Here is a 17,599-nt window from a genome sequence, read left to right on the forward strand (position 1 = left end):
CACCCTTCTCAATAAGCTTTTTATGAACAGGCTTTTCGGCCTGTTCCACAAGAAAATTCACTCTTTGTGGAACAGGCATCTTGCCTGTTCTTGAGAAGGGTGCAACCGGTAAATCTGAGATGTTGCACCCTTCTCAATAAGCTTTTTATGAACAGGCTTTTCGGCCTGTTCCACAAGAAAATTCACTCTTTGTGGAACAGGCCGGAAAGCCTGTTCTTGAGAAGGGTGCAAGATGTGAGGTAAATGGGAATTGAACCCAATAAACTTTAATTGCAACTCGTACAAAAACCCGGTTTATTGAAGAAACCGGGTTTTTTAAGACAATTACCTAACTTTTACCATTACCGTTTCCATTGCCACCAGTTGTTAGCAAAACCCGCTTAGCTAACGGTTCCGGCACTTCTTGCAATCGATCGAACTCCCAATTAAAAAATCCGACTCCCATTGTCTGCGATCGCAATTCTACGATCAAATTCTGCATTTCTGCGATCGGCAAATAAGCAGAAACTGCATCCCATCCCTTCCAGTCTTTTTTACCTTCGTAGCCGAGAATTTGGCCGCGGTGTCCGCTGACCAACTGCAACACCTTTGATGTACACTCGTTCGGAGCGCAAATTTCAACTTTGGCGATCGGCTCCAGCAATGCCGGTTCGCACTTCGCCATTCCCTCCTGCATCGCCAAACGCGCCGCTTGCTTGAAAGCTTGTTCGGAACTGTCAACGGTATGATAGGAACCGTTCGTCAGCGTCACCGCTACGTCTACCACCGGGAAACCCAGCGGGCCGCGATCCAAATACTCGCGCACTCCCACTTCCACGCCGGGAATGTACTGTTTTGGGACGACGCCGCCGACTATTTTGTCGGTAAAGGTGAAACCTTCTCCGCGAGGCTGCGGTGTAATATCCAGGTACACGTCGCCGAATTGTCCGTGCCCGCCGCTTTGGTGTTTGTAGCGCCCGTGGATGGAAGATGCAGGTTTGCGGATGGTTTCTTTGTACGGCACTTGCGGTAAGTGAGTCGCCATCGGCAAATTATACTTGCGGCGCAACCTGTCTAGGGCTACTTTCAGGTGGATTTCGCCTTGACCCCAAAGTATAATTTCGTGAGTGTCGCCGTGCTGTTCCCAGACTAAAGATGGGTCTTCTTCTAGCAATTTAGCTAAAGCGGAGCTCAGCTTAACTTCATCGTTGCGCTTTTCTGGGACGATCGCCCGTGCGTAGACAGGGGAGATAATTTCTGCTTTTGGCAATAATTCCTCCGAACCCAGCGTATCGCCTGTTTTCACGCCTTCTAGCCTTCCCACAGCCACTATTTCCCCGGCGCTGACAGACTGCAAACTTTGCGTTTGCTGGCCGGTCAAGCGGTACAAACCGTTAACTCGAACGCCGTTCAAAATTGCTCCGTCTGCCAGCGTCCCCCGCCACATTCTCACTAACGATAGTTTGCCTCCCTGGGGCGTGTAATAGGTTTTGAGGATTTGAGCTAGAACTTTGTTTTCACTTTGTATAATGCCACGGCGATCGGCTGTAGTTTCGGGTGTCGGCGCTTCCCTCAGCAAAGCTTCCAGCAGAGGCCGCACGCCGAAATCTTGTTCGGCGATGCCGATGAATACTGGCACAATTAAATCTGCGCCTAATTCCATCTTTAAATCGCGGGTAATTTCTTCGGCGTCGGGATTGATTTCTTCGAGCAATTCTTCGAGTAAATGATCGTCAAAATTCGCCAATTCTTCGAGCATTTGCTGCCGCGCTGCGCTTTCTTGTGCTTTGAGGTGTTCTGGAAGCGGGACGGGATCTGCGGCGGCGCCCGGATGGTAGTGGTAAGCTTGTTCGGTTACTAAGTCGATAAAACCGATGATTTGTTCGTTTTTGCCGATCGGATATTGGTGAGGTACGATCGGTCTACTGGAAACTGATTTGAGCGCGTCAATCACGTCGGTGAAGTTGGTGCCACAAGTAGTTTCGTCTGTGTAAGCTCGATCGATCTTGTTGATGAAAACTAGGTGGGGAATTTCCCAATCGTCGAGGAATTTAAACAGGGGTGCGAGGGTTAAAGTGCGATCGGCAACGGGTTCGCAAACAATTATCGCTGCATCCACACCAATTAGCGCATTGTAAGTTTCTTGGGCAAATTCTACCGAGCCCGGACAGTCGAGAAATGTGAAGCGGACGCCTTGATATTCAGCGGTGGCGGCGTTTACTTCTACGCTCATTTGGCGATCGCGCGCTTCCGGCGAACTATCACCTATTGTGTTGCCATCTTTGACATTTCCTTTGCGGGTAATTGTCCCTGTCACCGATAGCAAACTTTCCAGCAGTGCGGTTTTACCGCTTAAATAAGGGCCAACAATTGCAACGTTCCGCGTGGCCCCAAGGACTTTGTGGTTCATAATAGCCTCCAACAGAAAACTTGTTTTCTATTGCTCTTGGTGCAATCAGTTCTGTACCATTTTCTAGACTTTTTCTAGGTTAATTTTTATTGCAGTTTCGAGCAACTTTAGATTTTGGTATGATTCTATACTTTTGACGGTAGCGTGTTTTGAGTGACAAAACACAGATTGTATTTTTTCTTAATATTTAGAAGTTTTAACCGCAGATGAACGCAGATCGGATTCTCGTTCCCAGGCAAAGCCCATTGGTGACAGCTTAAGACTGAAACTCATAATAAATGTCGCTTGTAGTTGAGTCTCGATCCCCCTAAATCCCCCTTAAGAAGGGGGACTTTGAGAAGAATCTTGTCCCCCCCTTGTTAAGGGGGGTTAGGGGGGATCTAGGCTTCGATACAAACAAGAGAGACGGTTAGTTTAACGTTAAATTGTCACCAATGGGCCAAGCCGGGAAACTAATTTCGCTCTTGCTCTGCGTCGTCGATTTTAGCGGTTTTTCGTGTCTAATTTCTCAGCAGTCTCAAACCGCTTAATGTGACTATTACTGTAGAGCCTTCGTGACCGATGACGCCCAAAGGCATGGTGATATTTCCTAAAAAATTGGCAGCCAGTAACAGTATAATGCAACTGAGTGCAAAAACAATGTTTTGTTTGACGACATTTTGAGCGCGGCGGCCTAAACTAATGGCTTTAGCTAGTTGCTCTAATTTATCTGCCATTAATACGATATCAGCAGTTTCTAAAGCAACGTCGCTGCCGGAAATCCCCATCGCAATGCCCACGGAAGCTTGAGCGAGGGCGGGGGCGTCGTTGATGCCGTCTCCTACCATTGCTACAGTTTGATACTTGGTTTGCAGTTGTTTAATTGCCTGCACTTTGTCTTCTGGCAAAAGTTCGGCGTACACTTCTTTGATGCCTAATTGGCGGGCGATGTGTTGAGCTGTTTTCTCGTTGTCGCCGCTTAGCATAATTATATGTTCTACGCCTAATTTTTGCAAGTGTTTTACCGTTGCTGCTGCTTCGGGACGGATGGTATCTGCTACTGCAATGATTCCCAAAAGCTCATCGCCTTTGGCTACCCAAACAACTGTTTTACCTTCTGCTTGCAACTGCTGGCTGATTTGAGTTAATTCGGAGGTTGCTTCGACAAATTCGGCTTTACCAATGGCTATGATTTGATTGTTGACTTTGCCGATAATTCCTTGACCGATTTTTGCTTGTACGTCGGTAGCGGTTGACAATTGTAACTGTTGCTGCTGGGCGGCGCTGACAATTGCGTGGGCGATCGCGTGTTCGGAATGAGCTTCTAGGGCTGCAGCTAATTGCAGAACTTCTGTTTCAGTATATCCGGCTGCTGGTACAATTTGGATAACTTCGGGTTTTCCCGTGGTGAGAGTTCCGGTTTTGTCAAAGGCGATCGCCCTGACTTTACCAATCATCTCTAATTGCGCGCCACTTTTAAACAAAATCCCCTGTCTCGCCCCATTAGCAATTCCCGAAAGCAGCGCTGGCATAATCGAAGCCATCAGCGCGCAGGGGGATGCGACTACTAGGAAAATCAGCGCCCGATAGATTGTCTGTTCCCAATTCCAGCCCAAAACAAAGGGCGGCAAAGTTGCCAGCAGCAAGCCTAAACCGACAATTAATTTGGCATAACCGCGCTCGAATTTTTCCACAAACATTTGAGAAGGCGGCGCTGCTGTTTGCGCTTCTTGAACTAGCCGAATCACTCGCTGAATCAAGCTGCTTTCTGGAGTTTTATGCACTTCGAGTTTCAGCGCGCCGACACCGTTGATTGTACCTGCATAGACTTCATCGCCGCTGGTTTTTTCCACGGGCATCGATTCGCCGGTAATCGAGGCTTGATCGATCGCGCTGTAGCCTTCAATAATTATGGCATCTGTGGGGATGATTTCTCCGGGCTTGACTAAAATGTAATCGCCAATTTCCAATTTGTCGATCGCAACTTCCCGTTCCCCGCCGTACATTACCACCCTAGCAGTATCCGCAGTCAAACTCATCAAACTGCGGATGCTGCGTTCAGTCCGCTGCATAGCATAACCTTCAAGGGCGCCGCTAATTGCAAAGATTAAAATCAACACCGCACCGTCAACAATTAAATGATATTCTTGCCGCCACAGCCCCAAACCGGCCGCGCCCAAAGCAGCGACAATCATTAACAAATCTACATCTAATTCGTGTTCTTGAAAAAGCGTAGTTAAGCCTTCGCGGGTACTGGAATAGCCGCCGATAACATAAGCCGCGGGTAAGATTAACAGGGCTACACCCAGCCAGCCGAATTGCAGGGCTAGCGAACCCAAGATTACTAGAATTCCGCACAGGGCGGCAGTCACAGCATCTGGATGTTCTTGGGCGAGGCGCCAGAGGCGAGAAATGGGGAGGGAATTGGGAGTCATTGGGGAAATTGATGGGGTAGATGACTCCTTTACCCTAAACCTTGACATTAGTGTCAATGTCAAGCTTTTGGCCCGGACTTTTTTCGGGTAGGAAAACGGCAGTGCCGTTTCCTGTATTTCCTAGAATTGAAAACCCCTATTAACTGTCGGTAAAGTCGATCGCACTCAAAACAAGCTCTACCCTGGTATCTGTCCCAATCGAGCCCTCAATTCATCAGCCGATAACTGAGGCAATTGTTCTAACAACAATGTCAATTCTTCGACAGGTAAAGCCAGTAAATTAGTAACGAGTGCAGGCAAACTCTCGCCCGATTCATTTAACCGCACTGCCAAGACATTTTCGGCTAATAATCTCACCGCTTCTTGCCTTCCTGCTGCATCCACTGTGAGCATAGATATTCCCAGTAAAATCACCGTAAACTCCGCAGCAGGTATCGTCGAGACTGGAGAGAGAAACGCTATCATCAGCGAGTCTAATTCTCCAAATCTCACTCGCAGAAAATTCTCTAAGATTAAGCGCTGTTGTTCTTCTTTACCTTGTTGCTGTGCCGCTTGTAACTGTTCTTGAAAAAGAGGTGCGATAGTCATAATTAACTCCCGGTCTTCTGTTTCTATTTCCTGTTCTAAATCTGCTACTAAGTTTGATTGCAGTCTGTACAGCAATTCTAACGCATTAATTCGCAGGGGATTATCTGTACTCAAAGCGCTCAACTGGGTAACTGCTCTTTGCTGCACTTTTCCTTTACCCAAAATCCTTAGCCACAAGGTTTCGGGAATTTCTGGCAACTGATGGATGACCACAATTGCCGATCGCAAATATTCCCCCAAAAAATAGATTCCCGGCATCCAATTGGGTTCGTCTGGTTGTGCGCGAAACCCGTTCACCAGCGATTCTGAGGCTGTCGGAGTCAATCGATTTTAGATTTTAGATTTTAGATTTTAGATTGAAGCATTGACCCCACGGATAAATTCGGGGGGCAAGTTTCTCGGATACAGGTTTTTTATTTCTGGACGGATGAATCCGGGGGCTTGTATCCTGGATGCTTTCGGTCAGAATCCACAATTTAGGCAATTCACTTTCGTTAAATGCAGTATTTTCTCTTCGGGATTGTCGCTCTAGTTTACCGTGAACGTCCCACAATTTGCTGAGGCAACTGATAACTTCGCTGACACTTACCGGGTTGCGGAACGCTTCAAAGATTGCCGCCGAATTTGCCAGTCTTCCCAACAATCCCAAGCTTTCGATGTATTCTGGGACTGAGGCGTTCGGAGTAAAGTAAACATCGATTTCGCGCACTTCGGAAGTGACATCGCGACCGATATCAACTATCCCTGCTGGAGAGAGCAGTTCTTCTAGGTATTCTTTGGCAAAGCGATCGTGAATGAATCGCGTCATTCGATTTTAAAGGGTAGATTTTAGAGGGATTTCCTCAAATAAATATTATCACACGTTAAAGATTTATGGCTGTTTTCAATTATATGAAATACCGTAGGGACACGGCATTGCCGTGTCCGGGCGGCAATAGGTCAAATAAAAACCGTTAGCTTGAAAATTTAGGCAAATTAAAAAAATGCTACCATCATAAGTATTTTAATAATTATTAAAAATCGCCGATTCCCGCGCGGGACAGGACAAGGTCGTTTCCCTACATATCGCGTACAATCTATATTTATCTCTACTGTTTATAATTGGTATTATGCAACAAGAATACCTGACAATCAAACAACTTACAGAAGCGGTAAAAGGCACAATTACCCCTCGGATGGTGCGACATTATCACGCTTTGGGGCTGCTATCTCCGGCGGTACGATCGACTTCTAACTACAGATTGTATACCCGCAGCGATGTGCAAAGACTGCAAAGAATAGTGGCACTCAAGCAGCAAGGCTTTCAACTGTCTCACATCCGCAAACTTTTAGAAACTGACGCGGATGCTTCTCCTGACGCGCTGATGGCGACTCTGCAACGGCAATATCTGTCGGTAATTCAGCAAATTGTTCGCCTCAGAGAAACGGCTTCGGCGCTGGAAGGATTGCTGGGACGGGATATTTCCTGTAAAGCGGTGCAAGCGGACGCATTGGCGCAATTAAGGCTGTTGCAGGCGGAAACTGAGGGGGGGTTGGATGAGTTGGAACAACTTTGGGAGGGTTGGGATGCGGGGGCGCACACTCACCCGGAGGTTTTTGGGGAGTCGTTGCAGCTTTTGTTGCCGGATTTGCCCGATCGCTCGGAAATTGAGGTAGACTTGCTTTCTAAACTGGTGTTAGCCTGCGGAGATTGTTCGCTGCTGCCGTTTGTGAAGTTGAGCGAAACGGCGATTCAATCGGCGCGGGAAGCTTTGAAAAATCAGTGTCAAATTGTGGCTGATGTGCCGCCTGTTTTTGCTGCTTTGGATCGGACAAGATTGGCGCATTTGGGAACAAGTATTGCAACTTTAATTGATGATCCGCACATCAATGCTGCGGCGGAAGCGGAACAGGAATTCTGGCAGCAGCGTGAGTGGTTTGATAAGTTGTTGAAACTGGAAAAAGGATGTATATTGGTGATAGGATATGCGCCGTCTGTGCTGATGGCGGTTTGCGAGGCGATCGAGAGTGGGCAATTGCAACCGGCTTTGGTAATTGGAATGCCGATCGGTTTTAGTCATTCTCCGGTGGCGAAACGGCGGTTAGTGCGATCGGGCGTTGCTTATATTACGACTGTGGGAACTTTTGGCGGCGGATTGTTGGCGGCGGTTGCTTTGAATGCTTTGGTTGAGTCTTTGATTGAAAAGCCGAATTGTCACTGTCATTTGAAGTAAAGATGGGATTTAGGTTGGTTGTGACTTAATTTGTATTTTGCTCTTTCAGAGGTTTCAATCCCTGATAGGGAGTTTGGTTAATTGCGGCTTATGGGTGCTGATGGGACACTATTTTTAGTCAGTGGCGACGTTTCAATCCCTGATAGGGAGTTTGGTTAATTGCGGCTTTAACTAGCTTGCTATTGTTGGGGCTTAAAATGTTTCAATCCCTGATAGGGAGTTTGGTTAATTGCGGCCATCCCCGCGCTCTTCCATCACCCGCAGTGCCTCAACCCGCCCGTTCCCTGCGTTTCAATCCCTGATAGGGAGTTTGGTTAATTGCGGCCCGGCATAATCAATAAGCTTGCCGTACCTGAGTTTTTGTAGTTTCAATCCCTGATAGGGAGTTTGGTTAATTGCGGCGCTCACTAACAATCCACGGCTCAGACGGTAGCCTGTTTCAATCCCTGATAGGGAGTTTGGTTAATTGCGGCCTTTAACAGATGTTACTCTAGCGTCTGTTGTTAAGTTTCAATCCCTGATAGGGAGTTTGGTTAATTGCGGCCTAAGCCTACGATCGCCATTTGTGATTGAATAAGCCGTTTCAATCCCTGATAGGGAGTTTGGTTAATTGCGGCCTGACGGACGCTGGTGGGCTTGGTTAGACAGTGGTATTACTGGTTTCAATCCCTGATAGGGAGTTTGGTTAATTGCGGCCCGGTGCGTTCATGTATAAACACCAAGTATCAGTTTCAATCCCTGATAGGGAGTTTGGTTAATTGCGGCTGGTTTTGACCTATCGGCGCAAGGCACAGAAGATATGTTTCAATCCCTGATAGGGAGTTTGGTTAATTGCGGCATATGTTGTTTGTCGCATCTTTTATTTTAAAAAAAGTTTCAATCCCTGATAGGGAGTTTGGTTAATTGCGGCTACCTAGGCAGTGAGTTAGTGGCAGTGCTGGAAGCCGAAAAGTTTCAATCCCTGATAGGGAGTTTGGTTAATTGCGGCGTGTAGAGCCAGTTGGCCTTTTTACTGCTCGAAGTTTCAATCCCTGATAGGGAGTTTGGTTAATTGCGGCTAAAAGCAAGTATTTTGTCCCATTCTGCGACCGTGTTTCAATCCCTGATAGGGAGTTTGGTTAATTGCGGCTGCTGACAGCTTCGACAACAATTAGTTCTGCTATCGTTTCAATCCCTGATAGGGAGTTTGGTTAATTGCGGCCGGCTTGAGCGAGTCGATCGCGAGGAAGTTGAGATTGGTTTCAATCCCTGATAGGGAGTTTGGTTAATTGCGGCAGATTGAGGCTCAAAGTTTGCAGCGTGCATCATTTGTTTCAATCCCTGATAGGGAGTTTGGTTAATTGCGGCTAGAGTCAGTCGCTAACCCTGCCCCTGAATTTGGTTTCAATCCCTGATAGGGAGTTTGGTTAATTGCGGCGTAAATTCTCTCAACTTACTCCCACAGGTAAAAATGTTTCAATCCCTGATAGGGAGTTTGGTTAATTGCGGCTAGAAGCTTTCAGGAAAGCGCTGTCGGCTGCTACGGATTTTAAGTTTCAATCCCTGATAGGGAGTTTGGTTAATTGCGGCAGTCCTGCCATGTTTTATGGACTTGGCGCTAAGCGTTTCAATCCCTGATAGGGAGTTTGGTTAATTGCGGCAAATTCAAGGTCAGTTAGTCGATCTGATGACGATGTTTCAATCCCTGATAGGGAGTTTGGTTAATTGCGGCTCGGCAAAAAACCCTAGAGTTAGATCCGACAAAGGTTTCAATCCCTGATAGGGAGTTTGGTTAATTGCGGCGGAGTCGATCGACAAGTAGCTTATTTCCTGCGTGTTTCAATCCCTGATAGGGAGTTTGGTTAATTGCGGCTGAAGTTAGGTTGCAGCAACTGCTGGAACTTGCTACTAGTTTCAATCCCTGATAGGGAGTTTGGTTAATTGCGGCCTGCTTTTAAAGCTTCCTTCTGTGCCAGAGAGTTTAGGTTTCAATCCCTGATAGGGAGTTTGGTTAATTGCGGCACGATCGCCTTTCGAGGTCGATCGCAACTCTTAAGTTTCAATCCCTGATAGGGAGTTTGGTTAATTGCGGCTGAAGTAGACAGACGATACGAATTAGACAGGTGCCGAGTTTCAATCCCTGATAGGGAGTTTGGTTAATTGCGGCAATATTGAGAGAATTACAGGTCCCACAAGCGGTCGGTTTCAATCCCTGATAGGGAGTTTGGTTAATTGCGGCTATCGATCTAGCTTCGGGAAAAATCACTATCGCCGGTTTCAATCCCTGATAGGGAGTTTGGTTAATTGCGGCTTTAATAATATTTTCTAATATTTTTTAATACCCAGTTTCAATCCCTGATAGGGAGTTTGGTTAATTGCGGCAGATTTTTTCCGTACCATTACCGGAGAGCTTCCGTTTCAATCCCTGATAGGGAGTTTGGTTAATTGCGGCAATGATAATTCTTTCAGGATGACGGACGCGACGCGTTTCAATCCCTGATAGGGAGTTTGGTTAATTGCGGCACAAGAGATACATCGGTAAAATCTTGGAAATAGTTTCAATCCCTGATAGGGAGTTTGGTTAATTGCGGCTCATCCAGCTAAGAGCAGTTCGGGCAGCCCAGGGAGCCAGTTTCAATCCCTGATAGGGAGTTTGGTTAATTGCGGCCAGCAGTAGAAGCTACACCCAAACCAAAGAAGTTTCAATCCCTGATAGGGAGTTTGGTTAATTGCGGCGGGGGCGATCGAAAAAAGCTTGCCCGAATGGATCGCGGGTTTCAATCCCTGATAGGGAGTTTGGTTAATTGCGGCCGTGTTTTTCAGTCACCAACACCAACCAAGGAAGTTTCAATCCCTGATAGGGAGTTTGGTTAATTGCGGCACGATTTGGAAATTGTGCAGCGCGGCTTAGCCGGTTTCAATCCCTGATAGGGAGTTTGGTTAATTGCGGCGTGCTATCGCGGTACTGAAGCGCGTGGGAGTAACTGGTGAGTTTCAATCCCTGATAGGGAGTTTGGTTAATTGCGGCCTGTTTGCGATCGAAAAACTAGAGCGCACCATTGGTTTCAATCCCTGATAGGGAGTTTGGTTAATTGCGGCTTCAGAGGATTGTTCGAGCTTCACAATATCAATGTCTGTTTCAATCCCTGATAGGGAGTTTGGTTAATTGCGGCGTTAGAGTCAATTGTTATATATAAATTTCTTATAGGATGTTTCAATCCCTGATAGGGAGTTTGGTTAATTGCGGCTCAATCATTGCCTTGTCTCCTTTTGTTGTGTAAATGTTTCAATCCCTGATAGGGAGTTTGGTTAATTGCGGCTGAAGTAGTGCAGCCTTAGTTACCACCAAATCATGTTTCAATCCCTGATAGGGAGTTTGGTTAATTGCGGCTTTGTCCAGTGGTTTGTCCAGCGGGTTGTACAGGTTTCAATCCCTGATAGGGAGTTTGGTTAATTGCGGCAAGCTGCCAACAACAGGAAAGCTCTAAAAGCGATGTTTCAATCCCTGATAGGGAGTTTGGTTAATTGCGGCCCAGATTGCGATCGGGTCGAATTCAAGGAAGCCCATACGTTTCAATCCCTGATAGGGAGTTTGGTTAATTGCGGCCCAACAAAAAAAGTTTCGATCAAGTGCGATCAAGTTTCAATCCCTGATAGGGAGTTTGGTTAATTGCGGCAGGATGAAATCAGCACCAGCGTCTATGTTGCCCGTTTCAATCCCTGATAGGGAGTTTGGTTAATTGCGGCTCGATGGTTTTGACGAGAAGTACAAAGAGCTAGTTTCAATCCCTGATAGGGAGTTTGGTTAATTGCGGCCTATGTTATCTTGGTATTGTACTTAATCAGGCAAGTGTTTCAATCCCTGATAGGGAGTTTGGTTAATTGCGGCTCGAGGTCGTCGTACTCTGGATCGGGTTCAAAAAGCCGGTTTCAATCCCTGATAGGGAGTTTGGTTAATTGCGGCTCGATCGGCTGTTCTCATATTATATGCCTACCCATTGTTTCAATCCCTGATAGGGAGTTTGGTTAATTGCGGCAATCGGCTGTATATGGCATTATTATTAGGCTCCAGTTTCAATCCCTGATAGGGAGTTTGGTTAATTGCGGCTTTAGAGGATTGTCGCATGACCGGTGATCGGCCAGAAGTTTCAATCCCTGATAGGGAGTTTGGTTAATTGCGGCGCAAGATTGAAAGCGCCGATGCCACAGTTCATAAGGAAGTTTCAATCCCTGATAGGGAGTTTGGTTAATTGCGGCTAGACTGACTCCAGCGCCGAAACCTGCTGAGCGGGTTTCAATCCCTGATAGGGAGTTTGGTTAATTGCGGCCTGATATCTATTTCCTTGGGCTGTTTTTTATCAAGTTTCAATCCCTGATAGGGAGTTTGGTTAATTGCGGCTCAACTGCGCCTTAAATTCATCTCCAACGATGTCGTTGTTTCAATCCCTGATAGGGAGTTTGGTTAATTGCGGCCCAACAACGCAATCACTACATCAAGCGATTCTCGTTTCAATCCCTGATAGGGAGTTTGGTTAATTGCGGCGCTTGAAGTATAATAGATGTAAAAATATTGTTATATGCGTTTCAATCCCTGATAGGGAGTTTGGTTAATTGCGGCTTCCCGACTGGCCCCATATTTAGCGTCATGGGATAGTTTCAATCCCTGATAGGGAGTTTGGTTAATTGCGGCTTTAAGCTGGGATACAGCCAAGCAAACTTATTACGTTTCAATCCCTGATAGGGAGTTTGGTTAATTGCGGCGCAAAAGTATTGAAACCGATTCCGTCTCCGCCGTCAATAAGTTTCAATCCCTGATAGGGAGTTTGGTTAATTGCGGCGCAGGCGATCGGCACAATTAAATCGCTGCGGGCGGGTTTCAATCCCTGATAGGGAGTTTGGTTAATTGCGGCAGTTCCTTTTACCCAAAAAATCCAAAATGCAAGTTTCAATCCCTGATAGGGAGTTTGGTTAATTGCGGCTTGGGAATTGTGGGGTAGTACATTTAATCCTCTAGTTTCAATCCCTGATAGGGAGTTTGGTTAATTGCGGCTGAGTGGAAGTCAGGGAGTCCGGCCCCCTGGCAAGTTTCAATCCCTGATAGGGAGTTTGGTTAATTGCGGCAGATTTCGACTACTTGTGTGGCTGGCACTCGCAGTTTCAATCCCTGATAGGGAGTTTGGTTAATTGCGGCCGACCGTACTTTAGCAGTACCTTCAGAGGCTAAACTGGTTTCAATCCCTGATAGGGAGTTTGGTTAATTGCGGCGTTTGCAGGCTGACGTTCGACACTATCAACAACAATATCAAGTTTCAATCCCTGATAGGGAGTTTGGTTAATTGCGGCAATTAAAGGAGTTCATCAAGAAAAAAACTTTGAGTTTCAATCCCTGATAGGGAGTTTGGTTAATTGCGGCTCGGCGGCTACAGCCCCAACAGCCTCCCCAACTTCGATGTTTCAATCCCTGATAGGGAGTTTGGTTAATTGCGGCTTGTTGAACTGCGGAAAACCTAGCTCCCACATGGCAATGTTTCAATCCCTGATAGGGAGTTTGGTTAATTGCGGCCATTCACAGAACTCTCCCCCAATTATAGACCAGGTTTCAATCCCTGATAGGGAGTTTGGTTAATTGCGGCGGCATTGTTGGTGATGGTTTGTGGGCTAGGACTACAAGTTTCAATCCCTGATAGGGAGTTTGGTTAATTGCGGCTTGACTCTCCTTTGATTGAGTTAGTAGCTGCACCCGTCTGAATTAGTTTCAATCCCTGATAGGGAGTTTGGTTAATTGCGGCAAAAGCCGCCGTCAGCGATAATCGTAATTGTGTAGTTTCAATCCCTGATAGGGAGTTTGGTTAATTGCGGCAGATATGCTGTGCTTGCCCCTAGCGCGGTTGTGACGGTTTCAATCCCTGATAGGGAGTTTGGTTAATTGCGGCTTTCGGCGTGTACGTGAATTAACTCCAATAGATGTTTCAATCCCTGATAGGGAGTTTGGTTAATTGCGGCTTGGTCTTCTCGAACTATTTCCCCTGGGCTTTTACTAAGTTTCAATCCCTGATAGGGAGTTTGGTTAATTGCGGCAATTTCAGGGCGAGAAAAAGAATTAATTACAATTCGTTTGTTTCAATCCCTGATAGGGAGTTTGGTTAATTGCGGCTTTCAGGGCGAGAAAAAGAATTAATTACAATTCGTTTGTTTCAATCCCTGATAGGGAGTTTGGTTAATTGCGGCCTGTAAAGGGTTAGTTGATTCACTAGGTTTTTGTTTCAATCCCTGATAGGGAGTTTGGTTAATTGCGGCCTTGTAATGATGTTAGAGCCGTCTGGTATACTGGGAAGTTTCAATCCCTGATAGGGAGTTTGGTTAATTGCGGCTGGTTTTGTCTCCCGGCCGTCGTTCCATCTGCCTAGTGTTTCAATCCCTGATAGGGAGTTTGGTTAATTGCGGCTTTTCGGCTGATGGCCAGGCGGATAGTCGATAAATAGAGCCATCTGTTTCAATCCCTGATAGGGAGTTTGGTTAATTGCGGCTAGAGGAACTAACTACCCCATAATCCGAAGAAGGGTTTCAATCCCTGATAGGGAGTTTGGTTAATTGCGGCAGAAAAAGGCTTCGAGAAGATTCATTTTAATTTGTTTCAATCCCTGATAGGGAGTTTGGTTAATTGCGGCTCATGAATCACTCCATTGCGGATTAATACAGATTTTATATCACGGTTTCAATCCCTGATAGGGAGTTTGGTTAATTGCGGCTGCTTATTCGGTGTGTTTTCCATCGCTATTTCACCTTAGTTTCAATCCCTGATAGGGAGTTTGGTTAATTGCGGCAAGTATTAGGGGTAATAAATACCCCTAATAAGTGTTTCAATCCCTGATAGGGAGTTTGGTTAATTGCGGCTTTCAGAAAAAACTCGCAATTTCAAATCACAAGGTTTCAATCCCTGATAGGGAGTTTGGTTAATTGCGGCACGGCGATGCCTCTTTTTCTACATTGATTAAATCTAGGTTTCAATCCCTGATAGGGAGTTTGGTTAATTGCGGCTGCATAAAAGGTATATCGGAAAGATTCTAGAAGTAGTTTCAATCCCTGATAGGGAGTTTGGTTAATTGCGGCTTCTAATTTCAATCTCAGAATTGTCAGTCATGTTTCAATCCCTGATAGGGAGTTTGGTTAATTGCGGCTTGGATGATAGGCAACAAAACTGTAGACACCTGTAGTTTCAATCCCTGATAGGGAGTTTGGTTAATTGCGGCCGCCCGTTCCAGAAGCCTTGCTGTATTTGGTTTTCAACGTTCATTTGCGTCTGCATAAAACAAAAGTACCATTTCAGCCTTCGACTTGTCAATACCCAACTTTTCAGACAGCCCTCAAACCCTTGTCCCGCATAGATTTCAGCGATTGCGTCTACCATTTTATTGCTTGAAGGGCCTCTAAACCTTACAGCATCTACATTATAGCCCCCCAATTTAACACCTCGATTTTTACACCTAGGCATAGACGCATTTTCCACCCAAAAACAGACACCAACCGATCACCACTTGCCCAAAGCCCCCCAAACAGTACCCGAAACCACCCCCCAAATCGCCCCCAAACCAGCCCCCACGATCGCCCCCGCCACAGGCCCCAACTCCACCGGCACCCCAGCACTAACAGCCGGAAACATCGCAGACACCCCCGCACCCAACACAGCACCCGCAAAAGTCCCCAAAAAACTGCCCCAAATCGCCCCCAAACTCCCACCACTTACACCCGAAGGCTGAAACGAAATCGGCAACTTCGGCGCAAACCCGCAAAAACCCAACAAACCCCCAGAAACCACACCTCCAACAGAACCGACACCAGCCGCCACGATCGCCACACCCAGCAACAAACCCGCAAACTCATTCACCGGCCGCATCTGGACACCGTACTGCTGCCAAACCACCAGCCCAGCCCCCAAAAAAACACCAGCCAGAGTCCCCACAAACGAGCCCCAGACGGCCCCCAAATACCCTCCCCGTCGGCCCCACACCCTCCCCATCGGCAGCGCCAGAGGAGGTCGAAAAGTTGCCCAAACACAGCCCCAGACAGCACCAACCCCCGCCCCAGCCAAAATCCTCTCCCCGATTCCCGGAGTGCTATTAATCGCGCCAAACACCGCACCCCCGATCGCCGCCAACAAAAAAGCCCCCCAAGACGCCCCCACCAAAACACCGCCCCACTTCCGCCAAATCTGATTCGGCGGCAAAGTAAAAACGCCCCACATCACCCCAAAAAAACAGCCCCAAATCGAACCAACAAAAATCGCCCCCAAAATAGCACTGCCCCCCTCAGCGATTGCCGAATAAATCCCCCCGATCGCCGCCAAACACAAACTACCCCAAACACCTCCCCAAGCAGCATCCTGAAAAATGCGCTCAAACTTGCCCACGGGAAGCTGAGGCGCAGGAGTCCGACTCCGAGAAGACATCGGCATCGGTAGCAACGGCACTGCGTACTGGCCCATGGGGCGTGGCAGCCCCGTGGAAGGCTGTTGCCTGCGAACTGCTGGCTGGGGTACGACAGGCGGGGGTTGGGGCTTTTTACGCTTGATTTTCGCGGGCTGCAAGTGCAATCCGTGGCTGACTGCTTGGCGCGAAGGAAACGGATCGCGCCCTTTGAGGAGTTTTGCCCGATCGCACCAAGGGCACCGACTGAGATGATTTCCGTATTTATGCTGACTGTTTTTGCTGCAAGTTACCAAAGCATCTTCCGCTTCCCGAATTGCATTCACCCAAGTTTTCGCATCCGGGCGCGCCGCCGGATTGCCGTGCCCTTCCTCAAAACAGCGGATAAACAGTTGCCGCAGCCGGGGATGCAGCATCTCAAAAGGAGGCGCAGCGGGCATCGGGCGGTAGGGAATCCGCTTCGTACCTGTGGGGAAATGGCCCGATCGAATTCTCGCTTCCAAAGGCGGCGGTTCGTCGCTACCGAGATAAACTCCCGAAAACGGATGCGTACCTTCCATCAGCAATTGAAAAATTAATACCGCTAAACCGAACAAATCGTGCTCTGGAGATCGATCGATATCGCGGAAAGTCTGCCCCTGCAACTCCGGCGGCGTAAACTCTGGTTTCCCCACGGGACACCGATAAACGTAACCTGTATAAGGATCGCGGACTTGAAACGAATCCGTGTCCACCAGCGTTACCAACGCCGTATCCGTCACGAGAATGTTCGACTCGTTTACGTCGCCGATGACGTAACCCCTGACGTGGAGGGCGTTTACAGCCGAGGCGAGATTTCTGGCGGTACGGTGGAGGTAAAGATAGCTAAATAGCGGTTTTTGTTCGCGCCTGGTTTTGGGAGTGTAGAAAGTGTGTACCGGCATCACTTTGTTGACGCGCGGCATCACAAAACCGACGATTTTTTCTCGCCCGCCCACAGTATGCAGCAAATCGATCGGCCAAGCAATAGAAGCGTGCCCGGGTTCCGCGATCGGCGCATCCGGCGGCATACTGAACATGACTGTGAGTTTGTCGCCGTCTTCGTCTGTCGGTTTGTGGTAGATTTTTGCTACAAGGGACGAGTCTTGGGCGATCGGGTAGATGCGACCTTCACCCCCACTGGCGATCGCGTTTTTGGTGTCGATCGCAATCAGTTGTCCGCTAAATTGGCGCTGCAACTGCATAGAATTCGCTTAGGGTATGGGGGCATCAATCGATTTTAGATTTGAGATTTTGGATTTTAGATTAAAGAAAGCTACCCCACTGATAAATCCGTAATTCTATTTTATTGTGGGGAGTAGGGGTTGGGCAGGAGAGCCCGCCCTGGAAAATTCAGCAACAGGCTACGAGGGACTGTTCCACGATAATTCTATTTTATTGTGGGTTGGGCAGGAGAGCCCGCCCTGGAAAATTCAGCAACAGGCTAGGAGGGCCTGTTCCACAATAGTTCAATTTTATTGTGGGGAGTAGGGATTGGGCAGGAGAGCCCGCCCTGGAAAATTCAGCAACAGGCTAGGAGGGCCTGTTCCACAATAGTTCAATTTTGCAGTTGTG

Annotated in this window: 7 protein-coding genes and 1 CRISPR repeat array; of the genes, 1 reads left to right on the forward strand and 6 read right to left on the reverse strand. The window is 47.5% G+C overall.

Going from position 1 to position 17,599, the window contains the following annotated elements; translation table 11 throughout:
- Positions 1–57: 57 nt before the first annotated feature.
- The 5 genes from QUB20_RS08890 to QUB20_RS08910 all read right to left on the reverse strand — a co-directional run bounded on the left by QUB20_RS08890 (position 58) and on the right by QUB20_RS08910 (position 6,199).
- Positions 58–285: a hypothetical protein gene (locus tag QUB20_RS08890; RefSeq protein WP_333291298.1), complete on the reverse strand. Its 228-nt coding sequence runs from the start codon at positions 283–285 to the stop codon at positions 58–60.
- A gap of 43 nt (positions 286–328) precedes the next feature.
- Positions 329–2,389 carry an elongation factor G gene (locus QUB20_RS08895; RefSeq protein ID WP_333244373.1) on the reverse strand — a complete coding sequence of 687 codons (2,061 nt, stop codon included), beginning with the start codon at positions 2,387–2,389 and terminating at the stop codon, positions 329–331.
- A gap of 500 nt (positions 2,390–2,889) precedes the next feature.
- On the reverse strand, positions 2,890–4,803 hold the full coding sequence (locus QUB20_RS08900; protein ID WP_333244370.1) for a heavy metal translocating P-type ATPase: 1,914 nt from the start codon (positions 4,801–4,803) through the stop codon (positions 2,890–2,892).
- A gap of 177 nt (positions 4,804–4,980) precedes the next feature.
- Positions 4,981–5,715, reverse strand: coding sequence for a hypothetical protein (locus QUB20_RS08905; protein WP_333291300.1), 735 nt, complete (start codon positions 5,713–5,715; stop codon positions 4,981–4,983).
- 13 nt (positions 5,716–5,728) lie between these two features.
- Complete coding sequence (locus tag QUB20_RS08910; RefSeq protein ID WP_333244365.1) at positions 5,729–6,199, reverse strand: hypothetical protein; 471 nt, start codon at positions 6,197–6,199, stop codon at positions 5,729–5,731.
- A gap of 301 nt (positions 6,200–6,500) precedes the next feature.
- Between QUB20_RS08910 and QUB20_RS08915 the strand changes: the two genes are divergently transcribed.
- Positions 6,501–7,604, forward strand: a complete 1,104-nt coding sequence (locus tag QUB20_RS08915) for a precorrin-8X methylmutase (RefSeq protein WP_333244362.1) — start codon at positions 6,501–6,503, stop codon at positions 7,602–7,604.
- 51 nt (positions 7,605–7,655) lie between these two features.
- Positions 7,656–14,833: direct repeats of the CRISPR family, unit length 37 nt; unit sequence GTTTCAATCCCTGATAGGGAGTTTGGTTAATTGCGGC.
- Between the two features lie 278 nt (positions 14,834–15,111).
- On the opposite strand, the gene QUB20_RS08920 is transcribed toward QUB20_RS08915, so the two are convergent.
- Positions 15,112–17,229 (reverse strand): DNA-binding protein, encoded by a 2,118-nt coding sequence (locus tag QUB20_RS08920; RefSeq protein WP_333244359.1) that lies wholly within the window; start codon positions 17,227–17,229, stop codon positions 15,112–15,114.
- Positions 17,230–17,599 lie beyond the last annotated feature (370 nt).

It is taken from the genome of Microcoleus sp. B4-C2, from assembly GCF_036705265.1.
In the GTDB taxonomy this organism is placed as follows: domain Bacteria; phylum Cyanobacteriota; class Cyanobacteriia; order Cyanobacteriales; family Microcoleaceae; genus Microcoleus.

Coding starts and splice junctions, on each gene's coding strand:
- QUB20_RS08895 (WP_333244373.1), bottom strand. CDS start 2,389: ATGAACCACAAAGTCCTTGGGGCCACGCGGAACGTTGCAATTGTTGGC.
- QUB20_RS08900 (WP_333244370.1), bottom strand. CDS start 4,803: ATGACTCCCAATTCCCTCCCCATTTCTCGCCTCTGGCGCCTCGCCCAA.
- QUB20_RS08910 (WP_333244365.1), bottom strand. CDS start 6,199: ATGACGCGATTCATTCACGATCGCTTTGCCAAAGAATACCTAGAAGAA.
- QUB20_RS08915 (WP_333244362.1), top strand. CDS start 6,501: ATGCAACAAGAATACCTGACAATCAAACAACTTACAGAAGCGGTAAAA.
- QUB20_RS08920 (WP_333244359.1), bottom strand. CDS start 17,229: ATGCAGTTGCAGCGCCAATTTAGCGGACAACTGATTGCGATCGACACC.